The organism is Lunatimonas sp. (genome assembly GCF_020832325.1).
Classification (GTDB): domain Bacteria; phylum Bacteroidota; class Bacteroidia; order Cytophagales; family Cyclobacteriaceae; genus Lunatimonas.
This window is the reverse complement of the sequence record NZ_JAFIEU010000015.1, coordinates 52,713-79,313: the sequence shown is the minus strand read 5'-3', so window position 1 is coordinate 79,313 and position 26,601 is coordinate 52,713. Positions and strand designations below refer to the sequence as shown.

The 26,601-nt window shown below is 48.0% G+C and carries 18 protein-coding genes and 1 tRNA gene; 4 read left to right on the top strand and 15 right to left on the bottom strand.

The annotated features are described in order from the left end of the window. Positions 1-477: 477 nt before the first annotated feature. From JJU34_RS05705 to JJU34_RS05680, 6 genes are all read right to left on the bottom strand, one after another. Positions 478-1,500: a type IX secretion system membrane protein PorP/SprF gene (locus tag JJU34_RS05705; protein WP_228691365.1), complete on the bottom strand. Its 1,023-nt coding sequence runs from the start codon at positions 1,498-1,500 to the stop codon at positions 478-480. Then, positions 1,497-3,785 (bottom strand): PKD domain-containing protein, encoded by a 2,289-nt coding sequence (locus tag JJU34_RS05700; protein ID WP_228691364.1) that lies wholly within the window; start codon positions 3,783-3,785, stop codon positions 1,497-1,499. Before JJU34_RS05700 ends, JJU34_RS05705 begins: the two co-directional genes overlap by 4 nt. Before the next feature lie 172 nt (positions 3,786-3,957). Further along, on the bottom strand, positions 3,958-5,229 hold the full coding sequence (locus JJU34_RS05695) for an adenylosuccinate synthase (protein WP_228691363.1): 1,272 nt from the start codon (positions 5,227-5,229) through the stop codon (positions 3,958-3,960). A 113-nt stretch (positions 5,230-5,342) separates the two neighbouring features. After that, entirely contained in the window at positions 5,343-5,687 is a 345-nt protein-coding gene (locus JJU34_RS05690) for an STAS domain-containing protein (protein ID WP_228691362.1), read from the bottom strand. A gap of 59 nt (positions 5,688-5,746) precedes the next feature. Next, positions 5,747-6,223, bottom strand: a complete 477-nt coding sequence (locus tag JJU34_RS05685; protein ID WP_228691361.1) for a transcriptional repressor — start codon at positions 6,221-6,223, stop codon at positions 5,747-5,749. A 59-nt stretch (positions 6,224-6,282) separates the two neighbouring features. Then, on the bottom strand, positions 6,283-8,502 hold the full coding sequence (locus JJU34_RS05680; protein ID WP_228691360.1) for a bifunctional (p)ppGpp synthetase/guanosine-3',5'-bis(diphosphate) 3'-pyrophosphohydrolase: 2,220 nt from the start codon (positions 8,500-8,502) through the stop codon (positions 6,283-6,285). A 218-nt stretch (positions 8,503-8,720) separates the two neighbouring features. Here JJU34_RS05680 and JJU34_RS05675 point away from each other — a divergent pair. From JJU34_RS05675 to clpX, 4 genes are all read left to right on the top strand, one after another. Further along, a tRNA-Leu gene (locus JJU34_RS05675) sits at positions 8,721-8,802 on the top strand. A gap of 89 nt (positions 8,803-8,891) precedes the next feature. Next, positions 8,892-10,220 (top strand): trigger factor, encoded by a 1,329-nt coding sequence (locus JJU34_RS05670; RefSeq protein WP_228691359.1) that lies wholly within the window; start codon positions 8,892-8,894, stop codon positions 10,218-10,220. Positions 10,221-10,299: 79 nt separating this feature from the next. Continuing rightward, positions 10,300-10,977: an ATP-dependent Clp protease proteolytic subunit gene (locus JJU34_RS05665; RefSeq protein ID WP_228691358.1), complete on the top strand. Its 678-nt coding sequence runs from the start codon at positions 10,300-10,302 to the stop codon at positions 10,975-10,977. 3 nt (positions 10,978-10,980) lie between these two features. Next, positions 10,981-12,207 (top strand): ATP-dependent Clp protease ATP-binding subunit ClpX, encoded by a 1,227-nt coding sequence (gene clpX, locus JJU34_RS05660; protein WP_209332006.1) that lies wholly within the window; start codon positions 10,981-10,983, stop codon positions 12,205-12,207. A gap of 4 nt (positions 12,208-12,211) precedes the next feature. On the opposite strand, the gene lpxB is transcribed toward clpX, so the two are convergent. The 9 genes from lpxB to JJU34_RS05615 form a co-directional block, all read right to left on the bottom strand. Further along, a complete protein-coding gene (gene lpxB / locus JJU34_RS05655) occupies positions 12,212-13,315 on the bottom strand; it encodes a lipid-A-disaccharide synthase (protein ID WP_228691357.1) in 1,104 nt (367 codons plus the stop codon). Positions 13,316-13,338: 23 nt separating this feature from the next. Beyond that, positions 13,339-13,758, bottom strand: a complete 420-nt coding sequence (locus JJU34_RS05650) for a 6-carboxytetrahydropterin synthase (RefSeq protein WP_228691356.1) — start codon at positions 13,756-13,758, stop codon at positions 13,339-13,341. A gap of 170 nt (positions 13,759-13,928) precedes the next feature. Next, a complete protein-coding gene (locus JJU34_RS05645) occupies positions 13,929-17,381 on the bottom strand; it encodes a S8 family serine peptidase (protein ID WP_228691355.1) in 3,453 nt (1,150 codons plus the stop codon). A 73-nt stretch (positions 17,382-17,454) separates the two neighbouring features. Beyond that, entirely contained in the window at positions 17,455-18,270 is an 816-nt protein-coding gene (locus tag JJU34_RS05640; RefSeq protein ID WP_228691354.1) for a DUF4843 domain-containing protein, read from the bottom strand. A 2-nt stretch (positions 18,271-18,272) separates the two neighbouring features. Next, positions 18,273-19,706 (bottom strand): RagB/SusD family nutrient uptake outer membrane protein, encoded by a 1,434-nt coding sequence (locus JJU34_RS05635; RefSeq protein WP_228691353.1) that lies wholly within the window; start codon positions 19,704-19,706, stop codon positions 18,273-18,275. 12 nt (positions 19,707-19,718) lie between these two features. After that, complete coding sequence (locus tag JJU34_RS05630) at positions 19,719-22,694, bottom strand: TonB-dependent receptor (protein ID WP_228691352.1); 2,976 nt, start codon at positions 22,692-22,694, stop codon at positions 19,719-19,721. A gap of 316 nt (positions 22,695-23,010) precedes the next feature. Continuing rightward, the gene (locus tag JJU34_RS05625; RefSeq protein ID WP_228691351.1) at positions 23,011-24,927 is read right to left on the bottom strand and encodes an OmpA family protein; all 1,917 of its coding nucleotides are present in this window, start codon (positions 24,925-24,927) and stop codon (positions 23,011-23,013) included. Positions 24,928-24,930: 3 nt separating this feature from the next. Further along, positions 24,931-25,557, bottom strand: a complete 627-nt coding sequence (locus JJU34_RS05620) for a 7-carboxy-7-deazaguanine synthase QueE (protein WP_228691350.1) — start codon at positions 25,555-25,557, stop codon at positions 24,931-24,933. A gap of 61 nt (positions 25,558-25,618) precedes the next feature. Beyond that, on the bottom strand, positions 25,619-26,503 hold the full coding sequence (locus JJU34_RS05615) for a tetrahydrofolate dehydrogenase/cyclohydrolase catalytic domain-containing protein (RefSeq protein ID WP_228691349.1): 885 nt from the start codon (positions 26,501-26,503) through the stop codon (positions 25,619-25,621). Positions 26,504-26,601 lie beyond the last annotated feature (98 nt).

Here is a 26,601-nt window from a genome sequence, read left to right as displayed (position 1 = left end):
TCCATTGTAAAGTTCTTGGCTCTCCTTAACTAAAAGGAAAATAATCTCTATTCGCGTCCGGATCATACCGCAGGGAATAAACCCCGCAGTCTCCCTTCCGCTGCTTATTCTTGTGTCGACATCCTTTCAAAGAACTTTCTCGTCCTCGTGACTCCCCCTTCGGAAAGACCCGGACAAAATGGCCGCGGACGTTTCCGCGGCATGCAGAGGGCAGCTCTTAAAACCACTTCCCCGCTTTTGGGATTGCAAAGGTAGAAACTTTTTCCACCCCAGCAAAAGTTTTTTTGGTTTTTTTTCGGAAACAAGCCCCGAAATCTCGCCCAACAAAACCATTCAACCCCCCTTTTCAAATCCGCCTTCCAGCGCTTAGCCCCCGTTTGGGATTGCAAAGGTCAACAATTTTTCCGCTATCGCAAGGAGCATCGGCAAAATAATTCATGCTCTGCTCCAAAAGCACTGATCATCAAGCAAAAAAATTCAATACTTAAAGCCAGGGATCACCCGGTCCCTCTTCTTACCAAGCTTATAATTCAAAAACGTATAACGAATCGACAGTTCGTGTGCACCACCGGAATTCCTTAAACCCAGCTTGGAAATCGTGAAATCATAACTGTAGCCAATATCCAAATCATTCGGAAGCGAAAAACCGAGCAGCGCGACAATAGCCTCGTTGTTAGGCAATGCATTTTTTGTGGGCAGACCCCGGTACCAAAACCCCAATATCACGGGCTGAAAATAAAACTCTGCCCCCACATCCAATTGATCAAATACTCCCTGCCTCTTGTAGTTAAACGCAAATGCCAAACTTCGCTCCTGCTCAATATTGTTTAAGTATTCCCGAATCATACCGTCCCGCAGGGGAATCTTATACCCCCCGTGTATGGAATAGCGTATAGGTAACCTGTTCATATCTATCTCCATGTAGGAAATATAGGGTTGGGTGAGGTGATGGGCCGATACCCCCAACCAAAACCGGTTGTCGTAGTAATACATTCCTACATTGAGATCTCCGTGGCTACGCTGACTGTCATCATTCACCCATGAAGTTCCATCCATATCAATGGAACCCCGGTCTATATCCAACTGGGTACCCAGAATAATCTGCTCCACATTTACATACCGGTTCACAAAACTCCCCTGCGCCCCAGCATGCAAATACCTAGACTCACCAAGCTTCAGCCGGTAGGAGTACAAAAAGCCAACTTCCACATTTTGAAGATCTGCAAAGTTATCCCGGGTGGCATTTGCGATAAACCCAATCCCACTGTTACGGTGATCAATAAAATGATCGAAATAGGCGGACATGGTGTAAAAGGAATGGTCCAACCCTGGCCATTGATTTCGAAAATTCAACCCTACCCTGGTCCATTCGGTACTTCCTGCAAATGCAGGGTTCAAGTACAAAGGCGATGCGTAAAACTGCGAAAACTGCACATCCTGCGCCCTCAGTGATCCCTGAACCCAAGCGGTCAAAACCAATATGTAAACCAAAGCCCTCATCGTACCATCAAAAATTTACCGGTTTTTACGATTTCCTCCCCATCCTCTGCCACCAGGTTCACCCGATATACGTAGGTACCGGGAGGCGCATCCTTGCCATTGACGTTACCGTCCCATCCGGGTGTGTTCAAATCATCGGATTGAAAAAGCAGTTCACCCCAAGCACTGAACACTAATAGCTCCATTTGGGCAATTCCTTTTGTCTTAGGTCTAAAATGGGTGTTTTGTGTACTCGTGGGCGTGAAGCCAGTGGGAAACATCACCCGGTAGGACCTATGTATGGCAATGTTCATTTGCGCAATGGACTCGCAGTTTCCTTCACTTCTTACGGTTAGGGTTACCAAAAAATCTCCCTTTTGTCCATAGATATGGATTGGATTTCTCGTCCTGCTGCTGTTACCATCTCCAAAATCCCATTCCCAGCCAATAACGGATCCGGTAGATTGGTCTCTGAACCAAATCGGATCCACTGTAAGGACAAATCCTTCATCGTCTGTTTTTCGGTCGCTTCCATCTATGCCATAATCAAAAGCAGCGTCCACTGGTCTGGGCACTACGCGGATGCGGAATTCCAAGTTTTCAGACCAGCAGTCTGTCCCTTTGTTCTTGACAGATACAAAATAAATCCCTGCCACGTACTGCGCCACCATCTCCTCATTGACAAACTCATCGCCATCAGGCGTTATCACGCGATAGTCATAGACCTCTTCGTCGTACTCCTCAATATACTGCCTCACATCAACAAGCTCTTCGGGGAAACAGGCAACAATGGGAGATTCGATGGCCAACGCCGGGAAAGGGGGCTGCTCTACCGTCAATATGCTGGACTTGGCAGGGCACCCCAAGGCATTGTAAGCCCATACCTCGTACTCACCCGCACGGGTTAGGATAAATTCGTTGTCACCTGTAGTATCCACCAACTCCCCAAAGCGATACCACTCGTAGTACTCGTACGCCTCGCTACCCACCGCCGTCAATGGAAGCTCCTCTCCAGGACAAATATTCCAAGTAGCTATTGGCATGCCATCCACCAGTAAATCAACTGGAGCGGGCGTGGTATTGATCGAAAAGGAGAGTAGACTACCTGCAGAAGTCTTCCCGTAGTTATCGGCTACGGTATAAAATAAAGAAATCGCCTGCCCTTCCGTACCAGCAAATGGAAAGAAGGTAACACCTGTGCCCGAGTCATCCACTTGGACAATACCTTCGGGGAATTCCAGTACCTTGCTTTCATCCCCGCACACTCCTCCCTGAAGGCAAATATCGTCCTCCTCGGTCGGAATATCCTCCAAACTCCGATAAAGCCGGATGCACTGAACGACCGAATTGTCATTTGGCAAAAACACATCGCTTGCTGTCAGGGCATAACTGTTTTCCTGTCCCGCGCAGGCTAAAAGGTCTGACAGATCCGAAGCTACGGGTGACTGCAAATCATCCTCTGCCGATACTTCCACCTGTAGATTTCTGATTTCGTGAAAATTGGTATTGCCTCCTGTGGAAGCAGAGAAGCCAATCTTCAAATTCGGCGGTGGAGGGTAGGGATAGGCAAAATCCCGAAACAAATTGACCATCCTAGGAGCACCTGCCACGGTGGTCACCTGCATGTCCATGGTCAACAAAAAACCGACCCCGTTTGGGGACGGACGAAGGTCTATAAACACCCGCCGATGTCCCACCATGTTGGGTCCATTTACCCTGCCTCCTTCAGATTCTATGCGAAACCGATCCGCTGCCGGCAGGCCAAAGTCTCCCCCTTGATTCACCCTCTTCCCTGTGACAAAAGGGTAACCAGCCGAGGCCGGTCCCCTCACCACAATGCTATTCGGCTGCAGTTGGTCGAAAGCACCTGGAAAGCCTCCGTTTTTCCCTTCGACCTGGTTTCCAAAATTACCAAAAGAATCCAACCCCACCCCGAGATAGGCACCAGAAAGGCCCGCTCTGCCATTTCCCTGAGCGTATCCCAACGACCCACCAAAGGCACCTGGGCTAAAGGAACCAATCCCCGCGTCAAATAAAAACATGGTCAGTCCGTCTGCCCCATCACCTCCGTAAATAAAATATTCAAAACTGGCCTTGATGCCGAAGGAAGAAGCAAAGGGGATATCGATGTACACGTACCCATTTTGATTGGTGCGGGCTTCGGTCAGCTGTAGCACTTGCCCTGTCAATCGGGCATTGCCCCCCACTACCGTCTGCTGACGAAGCGTATTAGACTGAAATGACTCACAATAGGGAAATCCTGCCTGACCATAAGCCAAAGAGGTTATCAGGGCAAACGATGCCATTACCAGGTAACGCAGAAAATATGCCGTGGGCCTCAAGGTCAGATTTGGGAAATCATGAACAATAGTTATTTTGCAATATTGTCAAAGGGCCTTTAAATTAACCAAATATCCCAGAAAAGAAAAAAGGCTTCCACTTTATGTTAAGGGAAGCCTTTTTTTGGACAATGAATGCCTATCGTATGATGGTCTGTTTACGGTCCGGACCGACGGAAACCATCTTGATGGGCACTTGCAACTCCTCCTCCAAATACGTAACGTATTCACGCAATTCTTGTGGAAATTCTTCATAGGAAGTTACAGCAGCCAAACTGGTATGCCAGCCCTTCATCGTCTTGTATACCGGAGTGACCTCCGCCGCATCTGACTCGAAGGAATATCGATCAATCACCGTGCCATCGGCCAATTGATAGTGGGTACATATCTTGATCTCTTCAAAGATATTCAATACATCCGCCTTCATCATAAACAACTGAGTGACACCATTGATCATAATACTGTATTTCAATGCAGGAAGGTCTATCCAGCCACATCTCCGCGGACGCCCGGTCGTGGAACCAAACTCATTTCCTTCACGCCTCATCGCCTCTCCGTCAGCATCAAACAGCTCGGTGGGAAAGGGTCCACTGCCCACGCGGGTGCAATAGGCCTTAAATATACCGAAAACCTCCCCTATTCTGGAAGGCGCTACGCCCAGGCCGCTGCATGCCCCTGAAGTCATCGTATTACTGCTGGTAACAAAAGGGTAGCTTCCAAAATCTATGTCCAGCAAAGACCCCTGTGCTCCCTCGGCGAGAATCTTCTCACCTGCACTCAATGCCAGGTTTACTTCAAACTCACTTTCCACCAAATTTAGGGTCTTAAAAAAGTCAATCGCCTCGAAAAACACCGTCTCTAAAGCGGTCAATTCGCTGGTATCGTAGGCATAGTAATTTAAAATGGAAAGATGCCGCTCCACGAGCGTGTTGTACTTCTCCCGAAAGTCAGGTGAAAGCATATCTCCTACCCGAAGGGCCACCCTACCGATCTTATCCTGATAGGTAGGCCCGATCCCTTTGAGGGTTGACCCGATCTTCTTGTCTCCTTTTGATTTTTCGTACGCCGCGTCTAGTAATTTGTGCGTAGGTACGATGATGGTAGCCTTCTTGGATACAAACAGGTTCTTGGAGAAATCAATGTTGAACTTTTTGAGCCCCTCGATCTCCTTCTTTAGAATAACCGGATCCAATACTACCCCGTTTCCTATTATATTTTTCAGATTACTTCGAAAGATGCCACTTGGAATTTGGTGTAGGACATGCTTGATGCCATCAAATTCCAACGTATGTCCTGCGTTTGGGCCGCCCTGAAACCTTGCTACAATATGATACTTCGGGGCGAGGTAGTCAACGACTTTCCCCTTTCCTTCATCGCCCCACTGTAGGCCTAAAAGAACATCCATTTTCATTGGTATAAGCTAGAATTCTTATTAATTACGTTGATTTTTTTGAAAGACCCGCAATTACGTCAAAAAAAACCAACTGCCACGGTTTTTTAACGGGAATTTCCCCAAAGCACCCCCTAAGGTATCTTAGATAGCGCCTCCTCCAAGCTATCAAAGACAGTAAAAATATTATTGAGCTTGGTAATGATCAGCAGTTTTTTCACATGCTCGGAAGGGGAAGTGAGAAACACCTCGCCGCCCACGTTACGCATCTTGGTCAAAATAGTGATCAAAACGCCTATACCACTGGAACTGATGTAGCGCACATGGCTTAAATCAACAACACAATTTCTCGCCCCCTCGTTGATTGCATCCGACACCAGCCCCATCAACTTTGGACCGGATTCATCCCCTATTAGGTCGCCGGCTATTTTTAAAATGAAATTATTCTTCTCTAAGCTGCTTTCGACATTCACATTCATGGCTTCAAAAATTCGTGGTTAATAAGGATTTTCAATAGTTTGGATAGGGTAGCTCCAAGTTACTTGGCCTTTTCTTTGGGCTTAAATTCACACGTCTCGTCCATGCAGTTGCCGTACAAGATAAGTGAATGATGAATGATGTTGAAGTTCAACACCTCTCCAACCGTGTTTTGGATCGTTTGGATCCTGGGATCGCAAAACTCCTTCACTTGATGGCATTCGGTGCAGATCAGGTGGTCGTGCTGCTTGTAACCGTAGGATTTTTCATACTGGGCCAGGTTTTTACCAAACTGGTGCTTGGTCACCAGGTCGCACTCCACCAAGAGATCTAAGGTATTGTATACAGTAGCCCTGCTGACTCGATAATTTTTATTTTTCATACTGATGTAGAGGGACTCCACATCAAAATGGCCGCTTCGGCCATAGATTTCCTCCAAGATCGCGTATCGCTCGGGTGTCTTTCTAAGTTTTTTATTTTCCAGATAAGCGGTAAAAATCTTCTTTACCTTTTCGAACAGACTTTCGTTTAATGCCATCGGCGATCTAATTTTTTACAAATATACGGTACAATTCGACAAACGTTAGGCGCTGACGCTTAATCGAACCGAGACACCTTTAATACTCCGTTTACCTTTGAGAGATTATGAATCAATTTCTCCAGATGACCGGTACTATGGACATAGAGCTTTATAGTTCCTTCAAAAAGTCCACTGTCAGAATCCACGGTAATCGAACGCATGTTGACTTTCAGCTCGTTGGATATCACCTTGGTCAAATCGCTGATAAGCCCCACCCTATCGGTACCTACGATCTTTAGACCAGCCAAAAACGCGATTTCCTGCTGACTGGTCCATCGGGCCTTGATCACACGGTTTCCATGGTTCGAAAGCAGCTCCAAGGCATTGGGACAGGAGGTACGGTGAATTTTTATCCCCTCGTTGACCGTCACAAACCCGAACACATCGTCGCCGGGGATCGGATTACAACACTTTGCCAAAATATAATCCACTACGTCCATATCCTCCCCGATTAGGAGCTGATCGTGTTCTGGACCCTTTAGGTTTTTGATTTCTTTTGTAAAGGAGGACTCATCCGTGATCTTACTCATGGAGCTCTTCTTATCCTTCTTATCGAGCTTGAAATCTTTAAACGTTTTGATGGAGGTGGGATCGATGATTCCCTTTCCTACCTTATAGTAGAACTCCGTTGTGGTCTTGGTTTCGAAAAAGGCCCTTAACTGCTCTACCACCATCGAAGAAAACTCCATCTTCATTTGCTTGAGCTTCCGCTGAACGATTTCTTTTCCGTCTAGGATGTATTGCTTCTTCTCTTCCTTGAGCGCATCCTTGATTTTGGCCCGGGCTCGGGAGGTCATCACATGCTTTAGCCAATCTTCGTTGGGCCGCTGCTTTTTGGAGGTTAGGATTTCTACCTGGTCACCGTTTTTGAGCACGTGACCGATAGGTACCAGTTTTTGGTTTACCTTGGCACCTATACAGGTACTCCCTACCTCGGAGTGAATCTCAAATGCAAAATCCAAGGCTGTGGCCCCAAAAGGAAGCACCTTTAAATCTCCTTTGGGCGTGAACACAAATACTTCATCACTGAAGAGGTTGCCCCTGAAATCATCCATAAACTCGATGGCCGACCCGTCGTTGTTTTCCAGGACGGTCCGGACTTGGGTGATCCAGTCATCCAGTCCGACAGCACCTTTTTCGGGGGAGTTCTCTTTTTCCTTGTACTTCCAATGGGCAGCATACCCTCTTTCCGCAATATCGTCCATCCGTTGGGTTCGGATCTGCACTTCCACCCACTGACCAGTCTGACTCATGACCGTGGTATGCAGAGACTCGTATCCATTGGCACGGGGGGTGCTGATCCAATCCCGGAGGCGGTCCGGATTGGGCCGGTAAAAGTCCGTCACCACGGAATACACCTGCCAGCAATCGGCCTTTTCGTTTTCCAATTCCGTGTCTATGATAATCCGGATAGCAAACAGGTCATACACCTCCTCAAAGGGGATGTTCTGCTTCTTCATTTTATTGTAGATGGAAAAAATAGACTTTGGCCTTCCCTTTACTACAAATTTGAAATTTTGTTGCTTTAGCTCTGCCTCAATTGGCGCCACAAACGTTTTGATAAACTTGTTTCGCGATACCCTGGATTCTTTGATTTTATTAACTATAAATTCGTAGGTCTCCTTATCGGTAAACTTAAGGTACAGATCTTCCAATTCAGACTTGATACTGTAAAGACCTAGTCTATGAGAAAGGGGGGCATAGAGGTATTTGGTTTCAGAGGCAATCTTCAGTTGCTTGTGCCGGGGCATGCTGTCCAAGGTCCGCATGTTATTCAACCGATCAGCCAGTTTGATTAAAATCACCCGCACATCGTCGGAGAGGGTGATCAGCATCTTGCGAAAATTTTCGGCTTGCTGGGACGTCCCGTATTCAAACACGCCGGATATCTTGGTCAACCCATCGATGATGGAAGCGACTTTGGGACCAAACTCCCGCTCTATATCCTCAAGCTCAAGCTCGGTGTCCTCCACCACATCGTGCAACAAAGCAGCGATGATGCTGGTGGTACCCAAACCGATCTCCTCTACACAAACCAAGGCTACTTCCAGGGGATGGTAGATATAGGGTTCTCCCGACTTTCGACGCATGTCTTTGTGTGCCTCGTTGGAAATATTGAACGCTTTTTTGATGAGTTTCGCATCATTATCTCTCAACAGCGGTTTGGCTACTCTCAAAAGCCGTCTATATCGTTTGAGGATTTCCTTGCGTTCTTCCTCTATATCTACCTTAATCATACAACTAAATTACATATTAATACGTCCCAAATCGTGATTGGGTGCAATTATTTTACACTTTTTTAGGGACCTCCCTTGAATCTTAAAAATTCATTTGTACATTTGCATCCACATTAATCAAAGGCATGGATTTGGCGTTTTCGTCGATTGTTCATGAGGTTGATAATAAGACAGCTTTCGTTCATTTGCTGGACAGGTTGGTTTCTTAGTTTTATTCTGCGGATGTGGCGAAATTGGTAGACGCACTAGACTTAGGATCTAGCGCCGCGAGGCATGGGGGTTCGAGTCCCTCCATCCGCACACTTCAACTCCCTCGATCTAGACCACTACATTTGAGTAATGGTTCAGATTGAGGGTTTTTGTTATCGGTAACTTTAAATTTCACCCCATTGGAAATTACATTAGACAAGCACGCTGCCAATGAAGCCTCGATTAAAATTACTTTAAATGAGGCAGATTATCAACCAAAAGTTGATGCCAAAATCAAGGACTACGCTAAAAAAGCAAGCATCAAGGGATTCCGACCCGGAAAAGCTCCTTTTGGCATGGTGAAGAACCTATATGGCACGTCTGTATTGGTCGAGGAGATCAACAGCATCCTTTCTGCTTCTTTGGGAGATTTTTTGAAAAAGCAAGAATTCAAGATTTTGGGCGATCCGCTTCCGGTGATTGAAGCCGACAAGCAGATAGACTGGAAGAATCAGAAAGAATTCGATTTCAACTATAAAATAGGTTTCGTGGAGTCGGTAACCGTTGACTTGGACTCAGCCAAGCAGGTGAAAGCGTATAAAGTGGAGGTTTCCGAAAAAGAACTGGAGGACGCCATCACCAATATCAAACGCCAATATGGCAAAATGACCAATCCCGAGGTAAGCGAGGAAAACGATTTTCTCTACGGAGACCTCAAATCCGCCGACGGATCTTTTGAAAAAACGCTTTCCCTTCCGCTTTCCAAAATCGATGGAAGAACGGTTAAGAAATTTATCGGGGTGGAAAAAGGCGCTGTGATCGAATTTGACCCTTCCAAGGCGCTCAAAGACGAACTTGCCTCCGTACTAAACATCTCAGAAGAGGAAGCCAAAGACCTCACTGGAGAGTTCACCTTTACGGTTCAAAATATCAACCGAACAGAAGAAGCGGAGCTAAACCAAGATCTTTTTGATAAGCTTTTCGGCACCGACCAAGTGAAATCAGAAGAGGAATTCCTCGAAAAGGTGAAAGAAATCCTCGGAGAAAATTACAACAAGGAAATGAAACTCTATGCCGAGGAAGAGCTGAAAAAGCATCTCATCGAAGGCTCAAAGATCGAACTTCCTGAGAGCTTCTTAAAGGAATGGCTCGTTAGAGCCAATGACGGCAAGGTGAGCGAAGAAGAAGTAGAAAAGGAATATCCTGCCTACGCACAACAACTTACTTGGTCCCTGATCTCTAACAAAATGGCCGAAGAGCACAGCATCAAGGCAGAACATGAGGATGTAATAGAGAAAACGAAGGCCATGATTCGCGAACAGTTGGCTTCTTCCGGACTCGGTGCTCAGATGGAAAATAACATGGACATGTTTGTCAACAACTACCTACAGGGCAATGAAGGACAAAATTACATGCAGATGCTGACCTCTGTACAAAACGACAAAGTGCTGTCCTTCATCAAGGAAAAAGTCGGGCTTGAAGAGGAAGTCATCTCCGTCGAAAAGTTCAATGAGCTTTTAGAAAACTAATTCTACGAATTAAATGTTAAATAAAAAGTCCTTTTTTAAGGGCTTTTTTTATTTTTGTAACATTCATAAAACGCAAAGTATGTTGAATAAGAAAGAATTGAGAGATTTTGCCGTCAAACACCGAGGTGTAAACGGTATGGCATTTGACCAATATACCCAGCATGTAGAAAGCATGACCAGGGCAGTGATTGAGGAGCGACCTACAAATTTCCGCGAAATCGACGTCTTTTCACGCTTGATCATGGATAGGATTATATTCCTTGGAACGGGCGTGGATGATCACATTGCCAATATCATTACCGCCCAGTTGCTGTTTTTGGAATCTGTGGATTCCAAGAAGGACGTGCTGCTCTACATCAACAGCCCCGGAGGATCCGTGTATGCAGGGCTTGGTATCTACGACACCATGCAATACATCAATCCAGAAGTGGGTACCATCTGTACAGGATTGGCTGCTTCCATGGGAGCGGTACTGTTAGCAGGAGGAGCAGCTGGCAAGCGTGCGGCACTTCCGCATTCTCGCATCATGATCCATCAACCTTCCGGAGGTATGCAGGGCCAATCCAAGGATATGGAGATCACGGTAAAACAAATCCTGGAATTGCGTAAAGAACTCTACGAAATCCTTGCGCAGCACAGTGGGCAACCTATTGAAGTCATCGAGCGGGATTCCGACCGTGACTACTGGATGAGAGCAGATCAGGCGAAAGAGTACGGGTTGGTAGACGAAGTACTGACCAGAAAAAGTAAACAATAAGTAATGGCTCAAACAACGTGTTCCTTTTGTGGTAGGAATAAAAAAGATGTAGACCTAATGGTTTCGGGGATATCCGCCCATATTTGTAATTTTTGCATAGAGCAAGCTTATCAGATATTGGGCGAAGAAGACCGCACAAAGAAGCAAACCAAGAAGCCTAAATTTAAGTTACGGAAACCCAAAGAGCTTAATGAGTACCTCGACCAATATGTCATCGGTCAGCAGGAAGCGAAAAAAGTACTGACGGTAGCTGTATACAACCACTATAAGCGTCTAAGCCAAAAGGATTTTGACGAGGATGAAATAAAGATTGAAAAATCCAACATCATCATGGTGGGCGATACCGGAACCGGAAAAACCTACCTCGCAAAAACCTTGGCAAAAATCCTAGAAGTCCCCTTCTGCATTGCGGATGCAACGGTGCTTACTGAGGCAGGATACGTGGGGGAGGATGTGGAAAGCATTCTAACCAGGTTGCTGCAGGCAGCCGATTACAACGTAGAAGCTGCCGAACGGGGCATTGTCTACATCGATGAGCTGGATAAAATAGCCCGCAAGTCGGACAATCCCTCCATCACCCGCGACGTAAGCGGGGAAGGCGTACAGCAGGCCCTGCTGAAACTGCTGGAAGGGACGGTGGTCAATGTACCGCCGCAAGGAGGGAGAAAACACCCGGATCAAAAGATGATTGCCGTAAATACGGAAAATATCCTCTTCATCTGCGGTGGCGCATTTGACGGCATTACCCGTCACATCGCCAACCGTCTGAATACCCAGCCCATGGGGTTCAGCAAGAAGTCAGAGACCGAGTTTATCGACCGAAACAATTTGTTGCAGTACGTGACGGCTCAGGATCTAAAATCCTTTGGGTTAATACCAGAATTGATCGGCAGGCTACCGGTGCTTACCCACTTGGATCCGCTGGATCGAGCTACCCTCAAAAAGATCCTAACTGAACCAAAGAATGCGCTGACAAAGCAGTACATCAAACTGATGGAAATGGAAAATGTGAGCCTGTCCTTCGATGAGTCCGGTATAGATTTTATCGTAGACAAAGCGGTGGAGTTTAACCTGGGAGCCAGAGGCCTGAGGTCCATTTGCGAAGCCATCATTACCGATGCCATGTACGAGCTTCCGTCAGACGAGACCGTAAAGGAACTCACCATCGACGAAGCTTACGCAAAATCGCAGTTCGAAAAATCCAAGTTCAAAAAACTACAGGTGGCTTAGGTGCCTACTGTACATCAGCATATATAAGCCTCGCAGTTTCCTGCGAGGCTTTTTTTATACCCAATTTTTCTTGGATCAACGCATACCCTTCCAATATCCGCTCCCTTCCCGCTCCTTCCTCCATAAGCATTTTCAGTTCGTTGCCCAGATGCTGCATAGTGTACTCATGCTGGATAAGCTCTCTTACAACTTCTTTGTCGGCAATCAGGTTTACAAGGGAAATATAGGGAACCTTCACCAAGTTTTTTGCTATGGCATAGGTGAATGTGCTGGTCCGGTAAACTACCACCTGCGGCACGTCGAACAGTGCGGTCTCCAGCGTAGCCGTGCCAGACGTAACCACTGCGCCATGAGCGACAGAGAGCAGGTCATAGGTTCGATCAAAAACAACGTTAATACCCTCCTTCCTAGCCTCTGCGTACACCTCCCCTGGAAGATTACGCACACCAGCTATTACAAAATCCCACTGCTTTTGTTCTCGCACCAGCCCGATCATGGTGTCGAGCATGGCCATCACCTCCTGCCTCCTACTTCCAGGAAGAAGCGCTACTATGGGCTTCTTCCCCAAATTATGGGTTGCCAAAAATTCCCTGTCAGGAACAAATTTGTCCAATTCATCCCTAAGCGGATTGCCAACATAGGGAACCTCCATCCCAAATCTCTTGAAAAAGCCAGGTTCAAAAGGCAGTATGGCGTAGAGTCGATGACAATATTTTTTCAACGTTAGTGCACGCTTTTGATTCCAAGCCCAGACCTTTGGGGCGATGTAATAGTGTACCGGTATATCTCTGGACTTTGCAAATTTGGCTATGCGCATGTTAAACCCGGCAAAATCGACCAAAATAATGGCGTCTGGCCTAAAAGTTTCGATATCCGCCTTGATCAGTTTCAGGTACTTGAACACCTTGCGAAACCCCATCAATACCTCCAAAAAGCCCATAAGGGATACCGCTTCATAATGTGCCGCAGCCTGAAGGCCCTGACCGATCATATAGTCTCCACCCATGCCCCGAAACTGGGCATTTGCATCCAAGCGTTGGATTTCAGCCATCAGATTGGCTGCGTGCAAGTCACCGGATCGTTCACCGGCGATAAGGTAATATTTCAAGGCATACCGGATTAGGGTAAAAATCAATCACCAAAGTACTCTACAAAATTTCGGGGGGTCTCGTAAAGTGTCAATTTGTACAATCCCCCCTCCTTTACCAGTGCTTCCACTTTAGGCTGCAGGATCTTCCAAAACTCAATCACCAAATTTTCACAACTGGCCATCTTGCCCTCCATGAAGGGCACATCCAAGTTGAGGTTTTTGTGATCTACTTTGGCGATGATTTCCTGCCGGATCAGCGTGCTAAGCTGCTTCAGATCCACCACAAACCCCGTTTCCGGGTCGGGCTTCCCTTTGACGGTCACGATCAGCTCAAAATTATGGCCGTGCCAGTTCGCGTTGGCACAGGGTCCGAACACTTCTGTATTCCTTTCCTCCGACCAATTCGGGTTCCATAACTTATGGGCGGCGTTAAAATGCTCTTTCCTACACACGTGTATCATGGCTGCTTACTATTCGAGGTGCAAAGGTACAAAAAAAGCAAAAATAAACGCACGAATGTCAGATTCAGAAGAATCGATTGTACTCATGGCTTGCCAACACATTACTATCGAACATATTTCGCTGCTTAATCCAAAAGCCCAGTCCTTTCATCGTGCACAGATTCCATGTACTACTTTACCAACTTATGCTGAACAACTTCTGCCCCTGCCCTAATAATCATCAAATAAAGCCCTTTCGCCTCCGGCATTTCCATCTCGTGGGTAACCTGCTGCTGATTTTTCATGAGCTCAAAGTTGCTTACCAAGACCCCAGAACTGGAGTAAAGCCCGTAATAAACCATTCCCCTGTGATCGTTATTTATCGTGACGGTAATTTGTTTATCAAACGGATTGGGTCCGATGGAATACCCCCGTCTGGCCAACTCCGGCTCGGGGGCTGGCTCTAGGCTAGAAATAACCACTGCCGAAGAAAGGCGGTTGCACTGATCGTCGATCACGGCTACCTGGTAAGACCCTCCGTCGGTTGCCATCAACGAGCGGGAAGTCGCATTTGGCAAGCGTACCCCGTTTCTGTACCATTGGTACCGAGATGCCGGCACCAAGGAGGTAAGTTGCGAACCGTTAACTACTATTTCGGGCTGCCGCAAGCTGTTGGCAGTGACTGTTATATTCTGCTGAAACGTACGCTGTCCTCCTGGACCCCTGACCAATAACGTGACCGTGTAGTTCCTGGCGTTATTGAACATAAAGGTAGGATTCTCCGCAGTGGAACTACCGAGATTGCCGAAATTCCAACTATACGAGGTGACTGTTCCTTCCGTGAGATTGACAAATTCTGTTAGACCACCTACACAGGAAAAGCGAACCTCAAAATTCGGGAACAACACGTTGTCACAAGAGATGTTCAACCAATTTGCGCTGTTACTGATACTTGCTCCCGGACCCAGGTTGATGATGGCATCTCCTGCCAAATCCACGTTAGTAACACTAATCTGTCGAAAGCAGTACTTGCGATAAACTGGATGAGTGATCGTGGCACGTCCCGAGGAGCGTATGCGGGTCGTGCCCGAGCCCACCTCGTCGTGCTGAATACTAGAAGCGACCCGTAGTGTAGACCCATCGGCGAGTGACAACTCCACTCCTCGAATCATGCTCCATACGTTCACTTCCACAGATTCTTGGCTGATATTCACGGATCCACTGTTTAGGCGCAGATTGCCTATGATGCCGATGGATTGTAGGTCGGCGATGCCTCCATCTGCCGTAAACCCGGAAATGGGGGACCTGGTACCATCATTGAAACTCCCGTTGGCTCCCGTAAAACGATACGTAAACTGACCGGAAATCGCGGCATCTGCCGCAATGTCCACCGATCCTGAAAAAACCAATTGCTCCAAACGTCCTTGGATGCTGGTATTGGGCCCCACCGTAAAATCTCCAACCGAAATGCTCGGCAGGTCAAAATCCACCTCGGCATCAGAGAGCGCTAACTCGCTCAACGTGGGGGCGGTCAATACCCGCCATCTCCCGTTGCGCACACGAACCCCTACCCGATCCAAAGCAACCTGCCCAAAATCCAGCACGTTTTCACTGGTACCTGTGTTGTCAAAGACTAGCGAGCCATTGCTGACCCTGGTTTGGGCATTGCTAGAGCGAAAACCGCTTTCCACAATAAGCTCATTTCCTGCCAAATCTAACTCCAAGGGGCTACTCCCAAATACGTTCAAGCTAAACACACGGGTATTGGAAATGAGCGCGATCCGATTTCCGGGTACCGGACGGTCAATCACCACCCGGGTTCCTTCACCGGGAATGAGCCCAGCCGGAGGACCATTGCTGCTCAACGACCAGTTATTTGGGTTATTCCATCCGGCATTCTGCCCTATCCAATAAAGTGTATTCACTTGCCCATCGATCACGCCTGCGGATAATACCAAGCTAAATGGCTGTCTGCCGTGCTGTAGATTCCGCTTGTGAGTCACGCGGACGGTATATCGCTGGGAAATAGGCGTCCGGATTTCGATCTTTTCTACATTATCCCGCGTGTTGTCTGTGTTCCGGGCTGCTACGGCGCTCACGCCATTATTCGGGTTTAGTGACCAAGGAAAGAATACCGTCCCATCCTCCCCGATGATCCGCATATCCAGGTCATTGACCAACATCGGCGTTCGGGGATTTAATGAGGGCGCGGGTGAAGTTCCCGGGGGATCGGTCCAGGCGATGGTCGCTATGACGGGCTCAATGCCGTCGGATATAAATTCAAATTCATACGTTTGGCTGTTTTCCAGGGTGAGTTCTCTGATGGCTCTGGAAGAGCCGTTCTCATCGATTATCATCCTGGCAGAGGCCTCGGCATCCAATAACCCCCAGCCGAACATGTAATCTGGTCCGTCGTTCATGCCCGCTTCCCTCGCCGTGTGGATAGCGAGTGCTTTAACCGTAGCTGATCGCATATACCTTCCCGCATTCCGGTTTCTATACAGCTCCTGCAACAACAAAAATGCTCCTGACACATTGGGAGCAGCCATGGACGTACCGCTTAACGAAGCGTAGCCGTCCGCCGCCCCATCGTTGATGATCGAAGAACTGAACACATTAACGCCCATAGCCACCAAATCAGGCTTTATTCTCCCGTCGTCTACGGGACCCCAACTGGAAAAGGGACTCATCACCACAGATTGGGGGCCTGTGTAATTGGTGACGGAATTGACCGCACCTACGACGATGTTATTTTTTGCCACTCCTTCCGGTCCGATAGAATCGTCCGGTCCATCGGAATCCCGGCTACCGTCACCTACATCGTTGCGGTCATTTCCCGCGGCCCATACCACCGTGTAATAGGGCTTTGCAAAGGCTACCTCATCGATCTGCCGGGTACGGTTGGTGTAAAAACCAAACCGGTAGTCCTCTCTTGGACTCACGCTTTCGTTGCCGGACCAAGCCCAGTTGCCGTTATTGTCTCTAAACCAACCCACCAATATGCCATAAGAGTGATTGGACACCAGGTGACCGGTAGGCAATAGGTCAGGATCGTAGCCGTTTTGCAGCATTTTGGAGATATCGGCGTCCCAGTTAAAGGCCCAGCCGGTGGCTTCGTTGGCCATACCTCTTGCATTGGGATTGTTTCCACGGGCAAGAATGGTTCCGGTTACGTGGGTAGCGTGGTTACTCAGTGTTTCTGTGGAACCGTCGATCTGCGTTACCCGATTGCCAAATTCATTGTGATTGGCCCGGGGCCGAGTCTGATCGTAAATACCAATCACCATTCCCTGACCTGCCAATCCCAGATTTAAGCTACCCCCAGCCTGTAGGGCACGGACCCCATTTGTTGCTGCAGCAGCTACGTTATGGGTGGTAAAATAGACGGGATGAGCATCCTCATCCAGATATTGAAATCTTGCCTGCCGCTCCGAGTCTAGGTCAATCACCATGGGAATCCCCAATCGCTGTGTAATGACCTCCTTTTCCTGAGTGCTTAGGGAATACCGGGCCACCCGCTGTCGTAATCCCTCTACGACCTCGCGCCGGATCTCCAACATCTCGGAGCGCTGCGCATTGACATCTTGAGCAGCAGCTTGGAAGCTTAACCCCATCAAAAGCGCGATTATAATTCCTATTCTCATAGCTAGTGTATATCATCCAATCAGCTCCCTGTTTGGGAACTGATTACGTTTCCTTCATTCGCTCAGACCATCCTCAGGGGATCCTGGTCAATGTGGTGACACCACTATCTTCGGCATCGTTGCTCCACGTGATGCGTAGTGTACCATCTGCATTCACCCTGCCGGTTCCGTTAAAAGCACCTCCTCCAAAAACCACATCGGGTTGATCAGTGATGGTGATCTCGCCACAGAGTTCGGTGAAGATCGCCGGGTTATCGTTGCCTCCAAACACCTGAGAGTAAACACCACCTGTTATATCAGAGATTCGATAGGTAAATGGTTCGATCTCGGTGATCGTCACCTCGTAATTGGTGGTACCGCCTGGGCCAGCAGTGACCGTGCTGTACCTTCCTGCCAAGTCGGAAGGGCAGGACAGCCGTATTTCAACTGTCACTTTGTTGTAGTTTGCACTGATCTTGGTGTTTCCTGCGTCCAAAATGGCAAGCACCAGGTTTGGCTCCTCCTCTGAACCCAAGTTACCCGTCAGAATTTCTATGGGAACCTCTACAAAACTGGTGTTTGGCGCGATGGTTACCTGGCTAACAAGCAACCTAAAATGCACATTTCGGACAGCCGTGGAACTCGGATCCACTCCTATAGTTACCTCCACTGGTTCGTTGATGTGCGCACCTACCAAATTAATTCGGACACTGGTTTGATCCACCTGCGTGGCGGAATTCTGCGTCACCACCCGACGTACCGCACCATTCGGTCTGGAAGCTTCTTCAAATTCCACCTCGAGGCCATTCCAAACAATGTTAAACCCTGAATCCTCCATACAGGAAACACCCACCAACCCGAGTAGAGCTAGCATGATCATTGCAGAAGCGTTTTTGACTACCTGTATCATAATTAATATCCTGGATTTTGGACTAACCGCTCGTTTAACTGGATTTGCGCGAGCGGAATATTAGAAAGTATGCGATAGTCCGTGTAAGGCACCTCTTCAAAATTGGCATGTTTCGTAATATTCAACCCATTCCGTTTCAGGTCGAAAAAACGATGTCCCTCCAGCGCAAACTCCAGTCGCCTTTCCAGTAGGATACGATTCCTCAGGGCCACTCCGGAAAGGAGGTTATCCACCGGACCGAGTCCTCTTTTGGAGCGCAAGGCATTGATATCTGCCCTAGCACCAGCTGGGTTGCTTTGGTACCTGGCCTCTGCGCGGATCAAATAGAGCTCCGCTGCCCTTAGGACGGGAATATTTTCCAAAAAATCCCCTTTGTATCCCGTCCATTTTCGGCTCGCAAAGACAGGACCTTCGATTCCGTCCCTAGTTGTCTCTGCCCAGCAATTTCTACGTACATCCTCTGGCTCGTAGGCTGCCATCAGCTCATTGGAGGCCGCAATGATAAACTGAGCGTTGGGATCAGTGTTCGAGACCAGGGAATTGAGCGAGTTGTTTACGCCATCCACACTGCTCCAATCCACCACCCGAAGTTCTAACTCAAAAAGAGACTCGGGATGAGGGGCACGGGAAAAGCCTTGCACATACTGACCGGCCTCGGAAAGTCCATCCCCATTGGTACGCAGGCCCAACGCATTCATGACAGAGGTAGCGGCAGCTTCCGCATCCTGCATTCTCCCCCAATACAGATAAAGCCTTGCTAAGAGGGTCAGGGCTGCACCCGCATTTGCAAAATACGCTCCCTCCGAGCCCACCGGCACGAGTGGAAGCAGGGATATCGCCTCCAGAAGATCGGATTCGATCTGTTCGTACACCTGAGTAACTGTAGCCCGTTCTCTAAAATCCGCATCTGAAGCGGCCACGGTTGGGGTAGTCCTCAATATAGGACCCAGATTAAACCCATCCACCTCTCTACCCGGTTCGTAGCCATATACCCGGCACAGATCAAAATAGAACAGTGCCCGCATGAAATAGGCATCTCCTTTTATGAAGTCCTTCTCCTGCTGATCTCCCCTCACGTTTTCATCGTCTATGCCCGCCAGGATGATGTTGGCATCATTGATTCCTCCGTATACAATTCCGTTCCAAAGACCGATATGGTCCCTATCACCGTTAGCTTCTTCGCCTTGATACCTGCCTGTATTGGCTACTAGTCTTAAGTTATCCGCCAAAATCTCTGGAGCAATCATCATCTGTTGGCCGTAGTAGGTGAAGGTGTTAGCCAAACTATACATGGAATTAGCCACCGCCTGATAACCAGCCACATCGCTGAGAGCCACTTCCGGGGTTAGGCTTTGCCTCGGTGTGGTTTCCAAATCCGTACAAGCAACCATCGATACCGTACAGATCACAGAAAATAAAATTACGTTCGCCTTCATGTTCATACCGTATCAGAAATTCACGTTAATACCGGCAGTTACCTGCCGAGAGTTTGGATAGGTCCCGTAGGTGTTTCCCAATGAATTTACCTCAGGGTCCAAGCCGTTGTATTTGGTCAGGGTCCATAGATTGATGCCCTGTACAAAGATTTTTGCAGACTCTATTTTAGCCTTTTGGGTGATGCGCAGCGGTAAGGTATAATCCAAGGTGACCTGCTTCAGGCGCACGTAACTCCCGTCCGAGATCTGCTTGGTGGAAAATTGCTGATACCCGGAGTGACCCGGAATCCGTCCCCCCTCATAAGGCCTGGGAACGTTGGTGATATCCCCGGGTCTTCTCCAGAAGTAAATTTGGTCCACCGTCTGATTATCCTGACCAATGGATCCAGCCTGAGCAATATTATAGAGGTCTTGGTTAAAAGCCAAATTACCAAACTGGTACTGGAAAAACACCTCCAAGGACACCGGCCCATATCGAAAGGTATTGGAAAGCCCTCCAAAATTCCAGGGCAAAGCGCTGCCTATGTATTTTTGATCGTCGTCAGACAAAAGGTACGTATATTCTCCAAATTGATCGAAATACATGGGTGAACCATTTGCCGGATTGACCCCCGCATACTCGTAGGCATAGTAAAAATCCACTGGCTTACCTACAATCAAATCGTTTCCTATTCGGTCGAGCCCCTCGTATAACTCTAACAGTTCATTGGAAAAGATGGAAATATTGAAGGCAGTGTTCCATCGGAACTTTCCCCAAACCACGTTGGTGGTCTGCAAATCGAAGTCAATACCTTGGTTTCTGAGTTTTCCCGTATTACGGGTGATTGCACCAAAACCGGAGTCGATGGGCAATTGTGTCTCAAAAAGAAGCCTCCGGGAGTCTTTTCTCCAAACATCTACGGTTGCGATGACCCGTCCGTTAAAAAATGTCCCATCGATGCCGATATTGGTGGAAGCAGCCTCTTCCCACGTGAGTAAGTCATTACCTAACTGTGTAAACCTAAGGGCACCACCTCCCAAATACTGCCCGGAAGTGCCTATGAGGGTTCTAGCCACAAAATTGCCAATATCGGAATTTCCGGTGATCCCGTAAGATGCCCGTAACCTCAAATTGTCCAACCAAGGGGTATTCTGTATGAATGCCTCCTCCGAAATGCGCCATCCGGCAGATACTGCTCCGAAATTTCCCCATCGCGTATTGGCCCCAAATCTGGAGGATCCATCCCGTCGGGCCGTAATGTCGAAGGTATATTTGTCGGCATAATCATACTTTGCCTGCGAGAAAAACCCCGCCCTCTTGTACTCCGTGAAAAATCCTCCCACATCGAACGGCTGTGCCGCATTTTGGAGGTACCTCAACACTGGATTGGGAAATCCACGCCCGGTAGCAGAGGTCGCCTCGGAGGTTTCCCCTTTGTATTCATACCCCAGGATTCCAGAGATGGTGTGAACGCCATTAAACTTCTTATTGATATTGAAATTACCGTTGGCATTGGAGTTGATAACGCGGCGGTCGGTATAGGTTGACGAACCCCCATATGCCGAAAAAGCAGGTATGGTGGATGGTCGGTTGTTTTCATCCCGGTTATCCGAAAAATCGATGCCCCCAAAACCCGTAAAACCCAGCCAAGGCAGGATCTGATAGGTCATCTGAATATTGGACACAGACTGGTAGGTGGTAGCCCTTCGCAATTCTTGGTTCACGCCCTGCACGATATTGTATCCAAACAGGTGCTCACTGGGATATGCGGCAAAGGTGCCGTCCTCATTGTAAATAGGTACATTGGGTCTGGATACAAAGCCCGCTACAAAGGGGCTATTGACGAAATTTCCCCGATCAATGGTACCGTTGGTGATTTGCCGGGATAAGGATATGTTGGCATTGATCGTGAAACGCTCACTGGCCCGGTGGGTAAGGTTCAGCCTTCCTGTTGTTCGGGAATAATCAGACCGAATGATCTGTCCTTGCTGAAAGGTATGCGAACCGGAAATGAAAAACTGGGTCCGATCGTCCCCTCCTGACATGGACATGTCGTATATTTGTAGCCTTCCGTCCCGGTATAGGGCTCCCAGCCAATCGGTGGTTTCCAACTCCCGGTCTCCAGGACTACCAAAAAGCTGCTCTGCTTCCAAAGGATTCAACCCTGCATTGATATAAGCCTGTCGCTTGATGGAGGCCAATTGATTGGCATTCATCATGTCGTAAAACGCTATTGGCTGCACAATCCCTTCCTGTGCACTGATACGCACGTTGGTCTTACCCTGTTTACCCCTCTTGGTGGTTATCAAGACCACACCATTGGAGGCCTGCGCTCCGTAAATGGAAGCCGCCGCCGCATCTTTAAATACTTCGATAGACTCGATATCATTTGGATTGATAGATGCCAGTGCATTTTGAGAACCTTGCCCAGATAGTCCGCCGGGGGCTATCTGCACCCCATCCACGATATACAGCGGTTGAGTCCCGGCATTAATCGACCCTACCCCGCGAATTCGAACATTCAGCGTGCCGCCGGGCTGGCCAGAGGCCGCAGTGACTTGTACACCAGCTACCCGACCCTGCATCGCACGGTCAAAGGACTGCATCGGCAGATCCTGAAAAATCTCCCCTTTCACTGAAGCGATGGCCCCCGTGACTTCGCGGCGTGTTTGGTCACCATAAGCGGTCACCACCACCTCTGAGAGAGAAGTCAGTTCTGGCTGCATGGAAATCGTCAGGCTGGTCCTACTGCCAATTGCCACCTCTTGGGTTTGCAACCCCACAAAACGAAACACCAACACATTCCTGTCGTCTGGGACAGACAATTGAAAATTACCGTCCAAATCGGTAATGGTGCCCTGCGTGGTCCCGCGGATGACAACAGTAACACCCGGTATCGGTTCCCCATCTTCAGCGGAAGTCACCACCCCACGGACCTGGCGCACCTGTGCCTCCACGGTGATAGATACTGCAAACAGGAAAATAAACGCCAGTAATGCTTTCCTCATATCGAATTTTTTAAGCAGTTTACGTCTTCCCAATATATCAAAATTACCACCATAAATAATCGCCTTCCGTTACTTTATTTCTAAACCCATAAATGCTTTGTTTACTGTGCGATCATTTTTTCCGGATTGTATCTAGTCTCCTTCTTGCTGCACAGTGGAAATATTCCATGATCCAATTTCCCTAATTGGAATCGGTTGCAACTTGCTTTGAATCAAGTGGCATCTCCAAATAAACACCTTAACTTCGATTGAGTTTGAAAAAATCGCAAACATTATAATACAAACGGTAGATATTTTTTTGACCAACTACCCTGAATCACAAAATCACGACCTCGATTCTTCTGTTCAAGGCTCGATTTTCCTCTGAATCGTTGGGTACCAAGGGAGATTTATCTCCCTTTCCCAAAACATCTACGGTCTCGGAGGCTACACCTGCCTGAATCAAAAAATCTCTCACACTCTCTGCACGCTGACGGCTTAGCTTTTCATTGTACGCTGTATTCCCTACATTGTCTGTGTGGCCTTCGATTCGAATGCGCAACCCGGGATTTTGGGTTAAAAAAGCCTTGAGTCTGTTTAGCGACGCAATGGAGTTTTCCTTCAAATCTGTTCTATCGAAATCAAAAAAAACATTCTCGAAAATAAAGTAAGTCCCACTTTCAATCGGATCGAGAGAAATAACCAAGTTATCCCGATTTTTGAGGCTGTCCTTTTCCACGTTGAAAATCTTAGGAACAAAACCCTCTCTCTCCACATACAGCCCAGCCTGACCCTTGTCGGGATACAGCATCAAGAATTGCCCCGTCTTGCCGTCTGACCGAAACTCGTACATGGTACTGTCATTTTCCAACGCCACCAACGATAACCTAGCATCTATGGGCTCGCCAGTCTTGGCATCAAGGACCATCCCCTCGGTGACCAGTATTTTTTCCCCCAGGTAGATGTCCTGGGGAAAATTGAACCGATACAAGAAACTACTGTCTGGTCTGCCTTCGTGGAAGATATTCTCAGTATAGTAGGCATAATCCATCTGGGCCGTGATAAATAGTGCCAATTGGTCATTTTGGTCGTTTATTGGATAACCGAGGTTTTGTGGCTCCCCAAACTCACCTCCACTGAAGCGGGACAGGAACAAGTCCTTGCCTCCAAACCCCAGGTGCCCATCCGACGCAAAAAACAGAACCTCGTTATTGAAAAAAATATAGGGGGAAACCTCGTCTCTTTCTGTATTCACCTTGGGTCCCAGATTTTTTGCCACACCCCAAGACCCGTCGTCCAATCGCTCAGAATACCAGATATCGTTTCCTCCAAACCCTTCCCGGCGATTGGAAGAAAAGAAAAGTACCCGACCATCGGCCGATAAGGAGGGTTGGGAATCCCAAAATCTGGAATTGACGTTCTTCCCCATATTCACCGGCCTTTGCCATACACCCTTTAATTTTTGGGAAAGGTACAGGTCACAACTACCAAAGGAGTCGGGGGTGTCACAGGAAGTGAAAATCAATAAATTACCATCTGCAGAGATGGTGCAGGTACCTTCATTGTATCGGGAATTAATGGATTGGGAAATGGGCTGTGGTGGGGACCAATTCTCCTCGTCGTCCAAATACGCCACGTAGATATCCTCGTGTTCGTGGTTTTGGAGACCATCCCGTTTGGTAAAAAGTATCTTTTTGCTATCTGCTGTCAATACTGGGAAGTATTGAAGTCTAAACCCGTTGAGAGGGTCAGGCAAGCGTTCCTTGTGGATATCCAGCTGCTCACCCAACTGCTCTGAAATAAACTCCAACTGACGACTTCGTTGCTGAAAACGCTCGGTTTCCTTCAAAGACTCCTCAAGCAGGGGAACACTGGCCTCGAAGGTTTCGATCGCAGCCTGAAAATCTCCCTTTTGAAAATGGATTTCTGAAATAAGCCAGCCAAACCGTCCTTTAAAGCCCTGCTGATTCTTTACTCTCCGAGCTCCCTTTTCTGCAATCTCCATGGCCTTGTCCAGACTACCCCGGGTCAACAGCACTTGGGAATGGCGCAGGTAGGCCTCAAAAAAATCGCTGCTTCGTTCATAGGCCGCTTGATAGCTTTTTGCGGCTTCATCCCACTGCCTGGTCCCGGAAAACTGCTCCCCCTCTTCGTACAATCGAATCGCCCGCCGGTCTATGATGGAATACTCCTGCCCAAAAGTGAATAAAGGACTGAGAAGGAGAATTACAAGGAGGCTATTCCGGGCAATCATACATCAAGGAATATTCATGAATTTATGGGTCTGTAGAGAAATCTGCCAGGTTGGGTGATTTTTCGCATAAGTTATGATTTTTTCCAGCATTACACCAGACTTTGACCATTCCGGCTGCAATAATTTGACACAGCGATCCGAAACCCTTGCAGCATGCTCCTCGGCAAACTGGAAATCACTCTTGTTGTAAACCACCACCTTCAATTCGTTCGCCTTGTCGTAGATATCGGGATGTGGCTCCTTGAACTTTTTGGGCGAAAAACACACCCAGTCAAACTCTCCCGTAAAGCGATGTGCTCCGGAAGTTTCAATATTTATCTGGAAACCATTTTCCTTCAACATGCGCGTCAATGGCCCTAGGTCATGCATCAAGGGCTCCCCTCCCGTGATTACAGCCAACCTTGCAGGATGGGTTAGTGCCCCCGCTACGATGTCTGCAATATCCACCGCCGGCCACCGATCCAAATCCCAAGAATCCTTCACATCGCACCATACACAACCCACGTCACATCCTCCTAGCCGAATGAAATAAGCCGGATGTCCGGTAAATTTACCTTCGCCTTGAATCGTATAAAAAGCTTCCATCAAAGGTAATTTCAACCCTTGTGTAGCTGCTGTAGTTTCTTCCATGAAATTTTTGGTAAAGCGGGTGATTGAACCGCTGGTGAATGTTTTTATGTAAACGAGGAAATCAAGGATAAATTTTCCGCTCCGCCGCTAAAAGCGTATTATAGAGCAAGGATGCGATGGTCATGGGACCTACTCCTCCAGGAACAGGTGTAATGGCAGAGGCCTTAGAAGCGACCTCGTCAAACTTTACGTCACCGATTAAGCGAAAGCCGCTCTTCTTCGATTCGTCAGCGACTCGGTGTATACCTACATCAATTACCACAGCTCCTTCCTTGACCATCTCAGCAGTCACAAATTCTGGACGCCCCAATGCAACAATAAGGATATCTGCAGACTTGGCTATTTCTGCTAGATCTTTGGTACGGCTATGGGTGATGGTAACCGTGCAATTGCCCGGGTAGTCGTTTCTGGCCATCAGGATACTCATGGGTGATCCAACGATGTGGCTTCTTCCAATGACCACGCAATGCTTTCCGGACGTTTCTATTTCATAACGCTTCAAAAGCTCTAGGATACCATATGGCGTAGCAGAAACATACGTGGGCCAATTCAATGCCATTCGGCCAACATTGGCAGGTGTAAAGCCATCCACATCCTTTTCGGGTTTGATCTTGGCCGTTACTTTCTCCACCGAAATATGCTTGGGAAGGGGTAATTGTACTATCAGCCCATCGATGTCTGCGTCATCATTGATACGCTGCACTTCATGAAGCAATGCATCTTCGGTGATGTCCGCGTCCAGCCGAACGAGGGTAGATTGGAATCCTACCTGCTCACAGGCTTTTACCTTTGCCCCCACGTAGGTTTGACTCGCTCCGTCTTCACCTACCAAAACCGCCGCCAGATGAGGGATTTTTCCTCCCGATGCCTTGATTTCTGCTACCCGCGAGGCTATTTCAGATTTGATTTGCTCAGAAGTCTTTTTCCCGTCTATAAGTATCGCCATGTTGAACGTTTTCTGGTACGAATTCAAAAATTAATAAAATCGGTTTGATGGTCCCGCATCATGAGACGCCATCCTCGGAGGCCGCAAATGCACCCCTA

Coding starts and splice junctions, on each gene's coding strand:
- JJU34_RS05690 (WP_228691362.1), bottom strand. CDS start 5,687: ATGAATGTGAATGTCGAAAGCAGCTTAGAGAAGAATAATTTCATTTTA.
- JJU34_RS05650 (WP_228691356.1), bottom strand. CDS start 13,758: ATGATACACGTGTGTAGGAAAGAGCATTTTAACGCCGCCCATAAGTTA.
- JJU34_RS05665 (WP_228691358.1), top strand. CDS start 10,300: ATGTTGAATAAGAAAGAATTGAGAGATTTTGCCGTCAAACACCGAGGT.
- JJU34_RS05615 (WP_228691349.1), bottom strand. CDS start 26,503: ATGGCGATACTTATAGACGGGAAAAAGACTTCTGAGCAAATCAAATCT.
- JJU34_RS05620 (WP_228691350.1), bottom strand. CDS start 25,557: ATGGAAGAAACTACAGCAGCTACACAAGGGTTGAAATTACCTTTGATG.
- JJU34_RS05630 (WP_228691352.1), bottom strand. CDS start 22,694: ATGAGGAAAGCATTACTGGCGTTTATTTTCCTGTTTGCAGTATCTATC.
- JJU34_RS05645 (WP_228691355.1), bottom strand. CDS start 17,381: ATGAGAATAGGAATTATAATCGCGCTTTTGATGGGGTTAAGCTTCCAA.
- JJU34_RS05680 (WP_228691360.1), bottom strand. CDS start 8,502: ATGATTAAGGTAGATATAGAGGAAGAACGCAAGGAAATCCTCAAACGA.
- JJU34_RS05685 (WP_228691361.1), bottom strand. CDS start 6,223: ATGGCATTAAACGAAAGTCTGTTCGAAAAGGTAAAGAAGATTTTTACC.
- JJU34_RS05700 (WP_228691364.1), bottom strand. CDS start 3,785: ATGGCATCGTTTGCCCTGATAACCTCTTTGGCTTATGGTCAGGCAGGA.
- JJU34_RS05640 (WP_228691354.1), bottom strand. CDS start 18,270: ATGATACAGGTAGTCAAAAACGCTTCTGCAATGATCATGCTAGCTCTA.
- JJU34_RS05695 (WP_228691363.1), bottom strand. CDS start 5,229: ATGAAAATGGATGTTCTTTTAGGCCTACAGTGGGGCGATGAAGGAAAG.
- JJU34_RS05705 (WP_228691365.1), bottom strand. CDS start 1,500: ATGAGGGCTTTGGTTTACATATTGGTTTTGACCGCTTGGGTTCAGGGA.
- clpX (WP_209332006.1), top strand. CDS start 10,981: ATGGCTCAAACAACGTGTTCCTTTTGTGGTAGGAATAAAAAAGATGTA.
- JJU34_RS05635 (WP_228691353.1), bottom strand. CDS start 19,706: ATGAAGGCGAACGTAATTTTATTTTCTGTGATCTGTACGGTATCGATG.
- JJU34_RS05625 (WP_228691351.1), bottom strand. CDS start 24,927: ATGATTGCCCGGAATAGCCTCCTTGTAATTCTCCTTCTCAGTCCTTTA.